13 protein-coding genes are annotated in these 12,436 nt (G+C 39.2%); 7 read left to right on the top strand and 6 right to left on the bottom strand.

All coding sequences use genetic code 11. From position 1 onward, the window contains the following. Positions 1-1,683 precede the first annotated feature (1,683 nt). From CLV48_RS20410 to CLV48_RS20620, 3 genes are all read left to right on the top strand, one after another. Positions 1,684-1,959 carry a hypothetical protein gene (locus CLV48_RS20410; RefSeq protein WP_146140126.1) on the top strand — a complete coding sequence of 92 codons (276 nt, stop codon included), beginning with the start codon at positions 1,684-1,686 and terminating at the stop codon, positions 1,957-1,959. Between the two features lie 197 nt (positions 1,960-2,156). Next, positions 2,157-2,999, top strand: coding sequence for a DNA damage-inducible protein D (gene dinD, locus CLV48_RS19445; RefSeq protein WP_106568964.1), 843 nt, complete (start codon positions 2,157-2,159; stop codon positions 2,997-2,999). Positions 3,000-3,011: 12 nt separating this feature from the next. After that, positions 3,012-3,179 (top strand): hypothetical protein, encoded by a 168-nt coding sequence (locus CLV48_RS20620; protein ID WP_170069060.1) that lies wholly within the window; start codon positions 3,012-3,014, stop codon positions 3,177-3,179. A gap of 7 nt (positions 3,180-3,186) precedes the next feature. Here the strand turns inward: CLV48_RS20620 and CLV48_RS19440 are convergent, their stop codons facing one another. Genes CLV48_RS19440 through CLV48_RS19430 form a run of 3 tightly spaced genes read right to left on the bottom strand, consistent with a single transcriptional unit; the run spans position 3,187 to position 6,151 of the window. Beyond that, entirely contained in the window at positions 3,187-4,545 is a 1,359-nt protein-coding gene (locus tag CLV48_RS19440) for a 5-methylcytosine restriction system specificity protein McrC (protein WP_106568963.1), read from the bottom strand. Beyond that, positions 4,542-5,927 (bottom strand): McrB family protein, encoded by a 1,386-nt coding sequence (locus tag CLV48_RS19435; RefSeq protein ID WP_106568962.1) that lies wholly within the window; start codon positions 5,925-5,927, stop codon positions 4,542-4,544. The genes CLV48_RS19440 and CLV48_RS19435 overlap by 4 nt, the downstream gene beginning before the upstream one ends. 14 nt (positions 5,928-5,941) lie before the next feature. Continuing rightward, positions 5,942-6,151, bottom strand: coding sequence for a helix-turn-helix domain-containing protein (locus CLV48_RS19430; RefSeq protein WP_106568961.1), 210 nt, complete (start codon positions 6,149-6,151; stop codon positions 5,942-5,944). Positions 6,152-6,242: 91 nt separating this feature from the next. On the opposite strand from CLV48_RS19430, the gene CLV48_RS20680 reads away from it, so the two are divergent. Further along, positions 6,243-6,728, top strand: a complete 486-nt coding sequence (locus CLV48_RS20680; protein WP_211299981.1) for a hypothetical protein — start codon at positions 6,243-6,245, stop codon at positions 6,726-6,728. A 360-nt stretch (positions 6,729-7,088) separates the two neighbouring features. Then, on the top strand, positions 7,089-7,508 hold the full coding sequence (locus CLV48_RS19420) for a hypothetical protein (RefSeq protein WP_106568960.1): 420 nt from the start codon (positions 7,089-7,091) through the stop codon (positions 7,506-7,508). Between the two features lie 55 nt (positions 7,509-7,563). Here the strand turns inward: CLV48_RS19420 and CLV48_RS19415 are convergent, their stop codons facing one another. After that, positions 7,564-8,037: a very short patch repair endonuclease gene (locus tag CLV48_RS19415; RefSeq protein ID WP_106568959.1), complete on the bottom strand. Its 474-nt coding sequence runs from the start codon at positions 8,035-8,037 to the stop codon at positions 7,564-7,566. 208 nt (positions 8,038-8,245) lie between these two features. On the opposite strand from CLV48_RS19415, the gene CLV48_RS19410 reads away from it, so the two are divergent. Together CLV48_RS19410 and CLV48_RS19400 are read left to right on the top strand one after the other, a co-directional pair. Continuing rightward, positions 8,246-8,965 (top strand): head GIN domain-containing protein, encoded by a 720-nt coding sequence (locus tag CLV48_RS19410; protein WP_106568958.1) that lies wholly within the window; start codon positions 8,246-8,248, stop codon positions 8,963-8,965. Between the two features lie 1,353 nt (positions 8,966-10,318). After that, positions 10,319-10,942: a hypothetical protein gene (locus CLV48_RS19400; RefSeq protein WP_245889619.1), complete on the top strand. Its 624-nt coding sequence runs from the start codon at positions 10,319-10,321 to the stop codon at positions 10,940-10,942. A 98-nt stretch (positions 10,943-11,040) separates the two neighbouring features. Here CLV48_RS19400 and CLV48_RS19395 read toward each other — a convergent pair whose 3' ends face one another. Both CLV48_RS19395 and CLV48_RS19390 read right to left on the bottom strand, forming a co-directional pair. Continuing rightward, positions 11,041-11,541, bottom strand: a complete 501-nt coding sequence (locus tag CLV48_RS19395; RefSeq protein WP_106568956.1) for a hypothetical protein — start codon at positions 11,539-11,541, stop codon at positions 11,041-11,043. A gap of 522 nt (positions 11,542-12,063) precedes the next feature. Next, on the bottom strand, positions 12,064-12,426 hold the full coding sequence (locus tag CLV48_RS19390; RefSeq protein WP_106568955.1) for a hypothetical protein: 363 nt from the start codon (positions 12,424-12,426) through the stop codon (positions 12,064-12,066). Positions 12,427-12,436: the final 10 nt, after the last annotated feature.

The following is a 12,436-nucleotide window of genomic DNA, read 5'->3' as shown; positions in this document are numbered from 1 at the left end:
ACTCGTTCCGCAAAGCGGATTAAATGGGGATAAATGAGGATGTTGTGGCGATAATTCATTTGTTTTTTTACCGCAAAGGACGCAAGGGTTTTCGCAAAGGGCGCCGAGGCTTCTTGAAATTTGCAATTTCGAGAAGCGATACAGCGGATTTTTAATCCGCTTGTACAATCATCTTTGCTTGAAGACTTGGTTTTTACCGCTGAACTCGTTCCGCAAAGCGGATTAAATGGGGATAAATGAGGATGTTGTGGCGATAACTCATTTGTTTTTTTACCGCAAAGGACGCAAGGGTTTTCGCGAGGGACGCTGAGTTTTGCACAATGAACCTTAGTGCCTTAGCGCCTTTGTGGCTTTTTTATTTGAACAATAAAAGTGGCAAAAGTTAACAAATGAGGACAAAAGCATTTTAAAGATTTTGCGTCTTAGCGTGAACCATTTATTTTTACCGCAAAGGACGCAAGGGTTTTCGCTAAGGGCGCAGAGGCTTCTTGAAATTTGCAATTTCGAGAAGTGATACTGCGGATTTTTAATTCACTTGTACAATCCTCTCTGCTTGAAGACTTGGTTTTTTCCGCTGAACTAGTTCCGCAAAGCGGGATAAATGGGGATATTGTGGTATTGACTGATTTGTTTTTACCGCAAAGAGCGCAAAGGGTTTTCGCGAGGGACGCAGAGGCTTCTTGAAATTTGCAATTTCGAGAAGTGATACTGCGGATTTTTAATCCGCTTGTACAATCATCTTTGCTTGAAGACTTGGTTTTTACCGCTGAACTCGTTCCGCAAAGCGGGATAAATGGGGATATTGTGGTATTGACTGATTTGTTTTTACCGCAAAGAGCGCAAAGGGTTTTCGCGAGGGACGCAGAGGCTTCTTGAAATTTGCAATTTCGAGAAGTGATACTGCGGATTTTTAATTCGCTTGTACAATCACTCTGCTTGGAGACTTGGTTTTTACCGCTGAACTCGTTCCGCAAAGCGGATTAAATGGGGATAAATGAGGATGTTGTGGCGATAACTCATTTGTTTTTTTACCGCAAAGGACGCAAGGGTTTTCGCTTAGAGCGCAGAGGCTTCTTGAAATTTGCAATTTCGAGAAGCGATACAGCGGATTTTTAATCCGCTTGTACAATCATCTTTGCTTGAAGACTTGGTTTTTACCGCTGAACTCGTTCCGCAAAGCGGATTAAATGGGGATAAATGAGGATGTTGTGGCGATAACTCATTTGTTTTTTTACCGCAAAGGACGCAAGGGTTTTCGCGAGGGACGCTGAGTTTTGCACCATGAACCTTAGTGCCTTAGCGCCTTTGTGGCTTTTTTATTTGAACAACAAAAGTGGCAAAAGTTAACAAAAGAGGACAAAAGCATTTTAAAGATTTTGCGTCTTAGTGTGAACCATTTATTTTATTCCGCCAAGTTCGCAAGGGCTTTCGCCAAGAGCGCAGAGGCTTCTTGAAATTTGCAATTTCGAGATGTGATACTGCGGATTTTTAATTCACTTGTACAATCCTCTCTGCTTGAAGACTTGGTTTTTTCCGCAGGAAGCGCAAGGTTTTTCGCAAAGGGCGCTGTTTATCCACAGTTAACCTTTGTGCCTTCGAGCCTTTGTGGCGATTAATATTGAACCCCTTAATTCCTAAACTTCTCAATGGTTCAAAAAACACTTATTCTTATTGCGACAATTGATGACAATTAATTTTTTATCCTATTCCTTTTCGGGAACTTTGGTAAAGGAAGAAAAAGGAGTTTTTATGGAAAAGGAGGTGCATTGTCCGATATGTAAGCAGGAGATAGCTTACTCCTCCAGGTATCCCAAGTATCTCTGTAGTACCTGTATGGACCTGTGTAACGATGCCGAAGGAAGGCCGGTGGCCTTTTACAATACCAGTATTTCCGGCCATGGCTGTCGGGGGAATACAAGGATACAGAAGAGCGTTATGAGGGAAATATCTGCTATGTAAATGGCATTCCCTGCAAAGCCCAAGAGCATAGGTTTGGTGGGATTGTGGTGGAGGTGGTTTAGGAGGGGGTATAGAATGCTGAGTATTTGTAGTTTTAGATAGAATAATATTAGCCGAAATGTGAATGAATCGCGTTAAAATGAAATGTATCACATAATTGTTTAAACAAGTTTTTTGAAGACAAATAACCTAATGATATGAAAAAAGAATTGATTAGTGAGCTATTTGAAAAATTTGAAGAAGCATGCTACGACCTTGATGGACTAGAATGTTGGAGTGCAAGGGAAATGCAAGAAATTCTAGGATACAAGGATTGGCGAAATTTTATAAATGCAGTTCATAAAGCATCAAAAGCATGTGAGAATTCAGGAGAGGAAATTCGAGACCATTTTGTTGGGATCACCAAAATGGTTAAGATAGGTAGTGGAACTGATAGACCTATTGATGATATTGCACTCACAAGATATGCATGTTATTTAGTTGCCCAGAATGGGGATCCTGCAAAACCCGAAATTGCTTTCGCACAGACATATTTTGCAGTACAGACACGAAAGCAAGAATTAATTGAGAAAAGACTCCTGGACATAGACAGAGTAAATGCAAGGGAGAAGCTTTCGAGATCTGAAAAGAAATTATCAGGGATTATTTATGAAAGAGGAATAGACAATAAAAGTTTCGCTCTGATTCGATCGGAAGGAGACAAAGCGCTTTTTGGAGGTAAGACAACTCAATTCATGAAAAATAAATTGGGAGTTCCTAATACGAGACCACTTGCCGACTTTTTGCCGACGCTTTTAATTAAAGCGAAAGATTTTGCCACTGAATTAACAAGCCATAATGTGGTTGATAAAGATTTGTCAGGGGATCAGGAAATAACAAAAGAGCATATTGACAATAATAGTGAGGTAAGAAATATTCTACTGAAGCGAGGAGTGAAACCTGAAAGTTTGCCTCCAGCTGAGGATGTGAAGAAGGTGCAAAGAAGAATTGACAGTACTGAAAAAAAGATTTTGAAAGAGATCAAGAAGGACAAAAAATAGAGTTCGCATATTTTGGAAAAGACTCTTCTAAATGTCAGCACTATAATTTCTGCACATGGCTGTCAGGGGGAATTCAAGGATACAGAAGAGCGTTATGAGGGAAATACCTGCTATGTAAATGGCATCCCCTGCAAAGCCAAAGAGCATCATTTTGGAGGGATTGGGGTGGAGGGGGTTTGAGTATTTTTTAAAGATTTAGTAATTCTAGATTTTCGATAATAAGATTTTTGGTTTCAGGAATAATTGATTTCCTAAAGGGGACTCCTAGTATCAGGACTTGATTGAAAAATCCTAATTGAGAAAAATTATATTCAATTTTTGAGAGTTCTATTTTATTGGAAGGATAACACAAAAAACCAGATTTGTTTTTAGCATCATTAAAGGAGCTGTAAGCTAGAATTTGATGCAGGTCTCTTCTATGATCTTCCTTCAGCGTCTCGCTTTGGTCAAATTTATTATAGAGATGAGACTTGTATTTCGCATCTATAAATATCACTTGATCATCCTTTAATAATACTCCGTCTGGCTCTAATTTATTTAAGCTCCACTGGAATCTCTTTTTAGTATTAGAGTAGATCTTTAGGTTGGGAATAAATTTACCGCCTATCGATTTGGTTACTTCTTTAAAGATCTGCTGAATAAACTTTTCAAAAACATCAGCAAAGTCTACTCTCCATGCTGTCCCATCGATTAAATTGAAATTTAGAATTCTATTTGCAATTTGCTTTGCTTCTTTTATCGTCACACCATCTGCATTCGTTATTTGAATTTTTGAGGTGATTTTAGGCTTGTGGAAATATAATTTTTCATCCAAAAATGAAATTCTTTTTGAAATTGAGGCCCTAATTCTTATTGGTGTGTTGGAGCTTAATAATTCTAATTTGCACAAGTCGTATACAAATCTGATTTCACTAAACTCCGAGTGGAATTCGCTTAAAAAATTTTTTCTTGTCGGGTAAACTAGTCTCTGTTCAACTTTAAAACTTTGCTTTGCATATTTATTCCAGTTCACTTGACCACTTGGTTGGGATAATTGAATTTCCTTATTGTCAAATTTTCTCCAGTGCTGTTTAAGTAGTTTTTCTAAAGCTGATATAAATTTTACAGCTTCTAAATATATAGGTGGTCGAAAAGCTCTTTTAGAAGCCAATGGCAGACTTTCAATGAATTCAGGACTAATTTCATCACCCAGTAAGTCCAAAATTTCGACAAACTCCTCAAATCGGTTAGTTCCCGTAAACCTAGGGGAAACAACAAAATCACCTATCTGTTTTCCTGTATCTGGGGCTCTAAGTGGAATAGTACCTATGAATTCAGAAGATTTAAAAAAAATAGAAGTATTTAGATCCGATCCTTCAATATGGGCCTCTATTCCCAAAAAGCTGAATAGTTCTAAATTGTATTGGATAAATTTTTGCAAATAAAGGCCAATGACCCTTTTATCGGCTCCTTTAAATACCTTTTTCTGTAATTCCCTACCGCTGATAGTTGAAGATCTTTCAGTTAAACAAGGAATTTCATGAAATAAGCCTTGGTCTTTTGTCATTCGAAAAGAGGTTGATTGATCCTATCCATAAAATAACTATTGAATTCTTCAATAGCAGAAGTAAGCAACCCTTCTTGTAAATACTCTCTGATCAAAGGAAATATTTCATAACGAATTCTATTTTCCATTTCCTCATCAGAACTAGCAAGAAAATATCCTTGACCAGGCTGAAGGTTCAACTCACTTGATGTTGCATGCCAGTCAAAAATTTCAGCTACCTTGTTAAAGTCATTTTTGTAAAAATTTGAACCTGAAATAGGTTTCGGTTTGACAGTATACCATGCAAAACGTCTCCTTAAAGCAAAATCAACGACTGCTAAGCTTCTGTCAGCAGTATTCATAGTAGCAATCACATAGAAATTTGAGGGTAGCTGTTTTATTTCTAATTCAGGAGTGATCTGAATAGATACTTCCGAATTTTTCATTTTATGTTCAAAGAGATAAAAAACTGGACCTAATACATTGGAAAGGTTTGCCCTATTTATTTCATCAATGATAAGAACTACTTTTTCATTGGGATTTTCTATTGAATACAATACCGCCTCAGCCAGATTACCCATTCTACCTTCATAAGTTAGGTCATCGCTGTTAATGCTAGGTCTTATGCCATAAATGAAATCAGAATATGTGGTCTCAGCATGAAATTGGGTGAAGAAACTCTTTGCCGATGATTTACTTGCTATTTCTTTGGCAAGTGTGGTTTTACCTGTTCCAGGAGGGCCTTGAAGGATTACAAATTTTCTTTCTTTCAATAATTCGAAAATTAACTCTCGGTCATCCTCTAACTTTTCATTTTGAAATGGTTTTAAGGCTTTAGATATGGCATTTCTGTGATTTTGATTTGAAGGCCAATCTCTCACTTTTGCATAAGCTGCTAAAAAAGCCTTGATTCTTGATTTTCCACTTTCGCTAAGCGGGTTATGTATTACTTGACAAACAGGTAATACTTTGGTATAGGTCTTAATCGTGTTTTTTAAATGCTGAAGGTTTGGATTTGAAGTAATGCTTTTTGGTAATCCGGATTCAATATCACTAAAGTCATTTTTATAATATCCCTCATTATCAATAAGTTGAGAAAATAGTCTTCTCATTCCAGGTTTATTGGCGAGCTCAAGATCTTTTTTAAAACCGTTAGAGCCGATACCTAAGCAAAGTAACCATGGCTTTTCTTGGTCAGTAGGGAAGAGTGTGAATGAAAAATCATGAAATACACCTCTTTCTTCTTCATCTGGATGAAGAAAACCAAAAAAAGCTCCATTATCTTTCAATGCCTCTGGGCCAGTGTTGTTTCTATACACATAAGATTTTGAGAATTCATTTTCATTATTTGCACCAAATTCAAGTGCCCATTCTTTAATAAGACTTACTACTTCTTCAATCATGCTTTTATAAAAATTTAGAATTCAAAAAAACTAACCATTGGCTTATCAAGCGCTTTGGCGATTTTGAAGACTGTTTCTATAGAAACATTCCTCTTACCATTTTCAATATCAGAAATGTAGGTCCGGTCCAACTCAGCCAGTTCAGCGAGCTTTTCCTGAGAAACATTCTGACTTTTTCTGATGGCCTTAACTTTTTCGCCGTAGGCAACTTTAATGTCCATCATGCAATCTGAAAAAATGTCGGCTATTGTACCACGGACTATAGTCTACAAAAACTAATTTTTCTTTATATTTACCCTTTAAATTTTGATTTACATGAACAAAATCATTCCCATTACCACCGAACACATCATGCCATCAAGAACCATTGAAATCTTTAACTTGGTAAAATTCGAGGAAAGTAAACAAGTCTATGTTTACAATTTTGAAGGAAAGCATTTTAGGGTTTTTGATAGTTTGGTTGATTTGATCCAGTTTTTTGAAATTGGAAAGGAGCCCATTGCTTCATTCGATTCAGAAAGTGATTTGGAGGAATTTTTGGATCAGATGCCCATCGGAGATAAGAAGAGACCTTTAAATCTAAAATTAAACTACCTATATCGGGACGGAGCGAATTACAAGCAGTTTGGATACGTTGTTTTTGCAAATCCAAATTTTTTGACACCTAGAAAAGCATCAGAAAAGTTAAGTCAGAAATTGATTTCCAATGAGTTTTTTGTTCCTCAAGATTGGAAATTGCCAAGATTACAATATCATCCTTATGACCCTGAGATTGACCATGAATGGCATGAATTTGAGTAGTTTGAATGGACAGAAGAAGGTGTTACTGATAAAAGAGATTTTAAGGAATTTTTGGAAGGGATTGAAAAAGGATACGAAATCTAAATTTTGTAATTTTTCATTCGTATTAGTAGTAGAGGATAAGGCATATAAAGGCATAAAACATTAGGACTATATCTTTTAATTTTGGAGTTTATGATGGACTCATATATTTACAGAAGCTTAATTTCTAAATACAAATCTTCTATGCCCCCGAAGACGTGGGAAAAACTCTTGATAAACAATTGCTAAACTGTTAAACGTTTGCCCAACCATAATTTTCTCTTCCTACCAGGACATTTTAAATCCGAATTTCGTCTCTATTGGGTAAAAGATAAGACATTGAAAAAAATCATTATTGGGCTGATATTTGGACTTTTAGGGGCCTTATCCGCTTGCAATTCTGTTGAAAATGAATTCCGCTCTTCATTGGAGGGCCAGTTTGCCGGAACCTTTGAGAGGACCGATAAGGGGATATCTCTAGGAGTAGCAGAGGTTACCTTGGCTTTTGAAGGGGATAGGTTTGGAGGTTCAGGTGGAGCCAACCGCTATCCCAGCATCTGTCAGGGGACCTTTGCCCTGTCCAGAAATACCATCACTTTTAATAATACCTGCTTTTTTACAGCTGAATTTGATTGGAGCCTGATTTTGAGCGGGACCTATCAAATACGTAGGGAGGGGGAAGAAATTGTTTTCCGAAGGTCCATGGGAGACCTCATCGACACCTATCGCCTAAGAAGAGTGGAAGTTTTAAGACAATAGGCAATGGTCCAGCCAAAGCATTTACTAATTTCCAGGCATATCCTTGAAATGCGTGTCAATCATTGAGGGCATCCACCACCCTCTTCACACACATCCCCAGCTCCTTCTTTACCTCAAAATCCCAAAACCGCAGCACAGTCCAGCCTTTGGATTGATAGTATTGGTTGATCTCGCGGTCGCGCTGCCTATTCCTTTCGATTTTGGGAATCCAGAAGTCACGGTTGGATTTGATGGCATCTTTTCTGTTTTCCCAGTCATGCCCATGCCAAAAGGAACCGTCCACAAAAATCACCAGCTTGTATTTGATCAGGCTGATGTCAGGCTTGCCAAGGAGTTTACGCTTGTTGCTTCGATAACGAATGCCGGCATGCCAAAGGGCCTTTCTAAGCAGTTTTTCAGGTTGGGTATTCTTGCCCTTGATCTGGGACATATTGAAAGACCGCTGAGGGCTAGTATAAAAGCCTTCTGCCTCCGAAAAGCGGGGTACCGTAATTTTTGGTTCGCTATAGGGTCTGGGCTTTTTATCCACGGCAATGGCATTTTGTCTCTGTATAAAAATCGAAAAATTTAATCAAAAATCTTTGTGCCTTCCTGTCTTTGTGGCAAAATCAATTTTTCATAAAAAAATATTTCTTCTCTAAAATTCAGTATATTAGATATCCCAGATCATATTTTAACAAATAATTGTCCAATTTAGAACAAAATATCATTTTGTACCCTTCAAAAAACCACAGCTTATGAAAAAATACAAATTCCTTCTGGTATTAGCCTTCATGGCAGGCCTGTTGTTCTCTTGTGAATCCAATAATTCCCGCTCCAGTGGGGAGCAAATAGAAGAGGAAAGAAGTTTGGAGCCTTTTTCCAGACTCAAGGTATCGGGAATTATCAACCTCTACCTTTCCCAAGGGGATTCGGAATCCCTGCGCGTGGAGGGAGACAAGCAATGGGTGGAGCAATTGAAAGTGGAACAGCGCGGCAATCTCCTTTCTATACGCCTCAAAGAGGGGCAAAAATCCTGGGGAAAGAATGAAAAAATTGAAGTTTACCTACAACTCAAGGACCTGAGCGAACTGGAATTTGAAGGGGCAGGGCAGATCAAGACCAGCAGCTTGTTGGACCTGGACGAACTCTTAATTACCGGTAAAGGTGTGGGGAATATCGTATTGGAACTGGATGCGGAATTGCTGGAGGCCAAACTGAATTTTGTGGGGAATATGGAACTCAAAGGCTTCTCCAGGGAACTCCTGATTGAAAATGAGGGCGTAGGAAATATCGATGCTTCCCAATTGATCTGCCAAAAGGTAGAACTGGCCAGTTCTGGTATTGGGATGATCGCTGTGCACGCAGAAGAAGAGCTGATCATGAATGTCAGTGGCATAGGAAGTGTAAGTTATACCGGTAATCCCAAGCAGGTGACCGAGAATGTGAGTGGGTTGGGGAAGGTGAATCGGAATTGAAGTCGGATGTCGGAAGGCGGATGTCGGAATGGGTGGAATCGGAGATTTTTGAAACATTAAGAAGTTAAGGATATTAAGGATTTCATTAAGAAAGTGGATTTCGAAAGGCGGATTTAGGAATAGAAAAAATGCCAAAGGCCTGAAGGGCTGCTCTGTAAAAGCCCGGGGTGAAAGCCTGGGTAAAAAGAAATGTTCAAGAAATTCAGAGGTCTAAATGACCGAATTGAAGGCTGATGTCGGAGTGGGTTGAATCGGAGATTTTTGAAACATTAAGAAGTTAAGGATTTCATTAAGAAGGTGGATTTCGAAAGGCTGATTTAGGAATAGAAAAAATGCCAAAGGCCTGAAGGGCTGCTCTGTAAAAGCCCGGGGTGAAACCCTGGGTAAAAAGAAAAATTCAAGAAATTCAGAGGTCTAAAGGACCGAATTGAAGACGGATGTCGGAGTGGGTTGAATCGGAGATTTTTGAAACATTAAGAAGTTAAGGATATTAAGGATTTCATTAAGAAGGTGGATTTCGAAAGGCGGATTTAGGAATAGAAAAAATGCCAAAGGCCTGAAGGGCTGCTCTGTAAAACCCCGGGGTGAAAGCCTGGGTAAAAGGAAATGTTCAAGAAATTCAGAGGTCTGAAGGACCGAATTGAAGGCTGATGTCAGAGTGGGGGGAATCGGAGATTTTTGAAACATTAAGAAGTTAAGGATATTAAGGATTTCATTAAGAAGGTGGATTTCGAAAGGCTGATTTAGGAAAAGAAAAGATGCCAAAGGCCTGAAGGGCTGCTCTGTAAAAGCCCGGGGTGAAAGCCTGGGTAAAAAGAAAAGTTCAAGAAATTCAGAGGTCTGAATGACCGAATTGAAGGCGGATGTCGGAGTGGGTTGAATCGGAGATTTTTGAAACATTAAGAAGTTAAGGATATTAAGGATTTCATTGAGAAGGTGGATTTCGAAAGGCGGATTTAGGAAAAGAAAAGATGCCAAAGGCCTGAAGTGCTGCTCTGTAAAACCCCGGGGTGAAAGCCTGGGTAAAAAGAAAAATTCAAGAAATTCAGAGGTCTGAATGACCGAATTGAAGGCTGATGTCGGAGTGGGTGGAATCGGAGATTTTTGAAACATTAAGAAGTTAAGGATATTAAGGATTTCATTAAGAAGGTGGATTTCGAAAGGCGGATTTAGGAATAGAAAAAATGCCAAAGGCCTGAAGGGCTGCTCTGTAAAAGCCCGGGGTGAAACCCTGGGTAAAAGGAAATGTTCAAGAAATTCAGAGGTCTTAAGGACCGAATTGAAGGCTGATGTCAGAATGGGGGAATCGGAGATTTTTGAAACATTAAGAAGTTAGGGATATTAAGGATTTCATTGAGAAGGTGGATTTCGAAAGGCGGATTTAGGAAAAGAAAAGATGCCAAAGGCCTGAAGGGCTGCTCTGTAAAAGCCCAGGGTGAAACCCTTCGCACAAGGAAAAATTCAAGAATTCCGGAGGTCCGAAGAGCCGATTTGGAGGGGGACAGTATTCAAGTCAACAGAAAAAGTATGATAACGCCATTATTCAAAAAACTGAACTTTAAAGCCCATTCACATATATTGGTACTCAATAGCCCTTCTTCATTTCAAAGGGAAATGGAGCAAATGGCTTCAGAAACCCCAATTTTAAAATCCCTGCAGAACATAGAGCGCCTACATTTCATCCTTGTTTTTGTCAAAACGCTGCATGAAATCGAAGACAGTATTGCTGACATTTACCACAAGCTTGAAGGAGATGCTATCCTTTGGTATTGTTATCCCAAAGCTTCCTCCAAAAGATATACCTGTGAATTCAACCGGGATACAGGATGGTCGGCATTGGGCAAGTTTAATTTGGAAGGCGTCAGACAAGTGGCCATCGATGAAGACTGGAGTGCAATACGCTTCAGAAAATTGGAATTTATCAAAAATATGACCCGACGGGATTCTATGAAATTGTCAGGGAGAGAAGGAACATAAAGTTGGGCCAATACAGGTTCCGGAATTTAGTGAATAAAAAAGCATCCAAAAGACCTTTTCAGGCCTAATGGATGCGGGGTCAGAGAAAAAATAACAATTTATGCGCTCAGTTCCTTTTCGGGAATTTTCTTCAACAAAGGCCTAATGAGGCTTTCCCATTTTTTGATCAATACAGGTTCAGCATCCAAAGAAGAAAATTTATCGGCATCATAGAATTCAAGAGGAATCGGAGCTTTTTGAAGGGGATGGACCATCAATGTCAGCTCATCCACAATTTTCCTTTTGTTGAATTCATGGCTTTTTTCTTCCATCTTGATCCCTTTCATTTGGTTCAGATCCACAATCATGGGTTCATGGATATGGATATTTTCTGAATAGACCAAGACCTTTTTTACAGGATCTATTCCAATGAAATATTGGTTGTTCCAATAATCTTTTTCGCTTAAGAAGAGACCTTTGCTGGCTTTTAGACTTTGGATAAGCTGCTCTGCTTTTTTTTCTTTTTGGCTCATTTTACGGTAGTTCCAGTATAATGGAGCTATAAATGCAGCAGTAAACAAGCCTGCAATGACCAAGGTGGTGATATCTATGTCAAACATATCAATGCATGTTTATAGGATTCTCTCAGAGAATCATGAATTAATTTTTATAGGTGGGTTTAAATTCCTGCTTTGTGCAGGATTAAAGACAACAATTCAGGAATGGATTTCCGGTCATGTGATTTTCAAAGTCAATGGCATGTTTACCTGACCGTCACTCTGACGAAGGAAGAGTCTCCCGTTTTAGAGGAGATGCTTCACTGCGTTACCATTGACAGAATACCGGAATCGTCACTCTGAGCAAAGCGAAGAGTCCCCCAAAATAGAGGAGATTCCCCGTAATGCTACTGAGCAGGCTTTCACCTCCGCAGGCTCCGGTTACCAATAACAAATAGCCATTTCTCGCGGCGATCGCTGCGAATGCGCTGCGCCCGCTGCGTGAAACCTTTTGTCATTTGATGATCTGTAAATGCCAAATTTTAACAACTCAGTGTGACGCGACACAACGAAGCCAATTCCTTTAGAAAATCCCAAATGGACCCAAGGATAATGAAGATTGCTGTAGGGCTGTGGGCAGCCGTTTTACCAGAAAAAATGCGTAGGGAATTTCATTTCCCGAATACTAAAAGCCAGCTCAACCGATTGCTGGTTTTTGTGGCAGGTATTCAGGGATTCACTCAGGGCATGGAGTGCATACCAAGCCCCTGAAAGCACGGCATCCGCAGTCCAATAAGCTTTGGTCGGAAAGGTGGGTTTGTCCAGTCCATCCAGAGAAAGATAAAAATGTGAACTCCAATCTGAGGGAGCCAGTTCATCACTCTGGAAAGTGGTCTGTGCCAGCTTGTCATTATAATCATTGGAAATAGGAGGAAGAGTAATGGCAAGGATACTCATCCAAAAGCCTAAGGCTCCTGCCAATAATCCTTTTATCTTACCAATTTCCATGATTTATTTT

This window comes from Cecembia rubra, assembly GCF_003014575.1.
In the GTDB taxonomy this organism is placed as follows: Bacteria; Bacteroidota; Bacteroidia; order Cytophagales; family Cyclobacteriaceae; genus Cecembia_A; species Cecembia_A rubra.
Note: the sequence above shows the minus strand (reverse complement) of the source record. Positions and strands in the feature narration are given on the sequence as shown.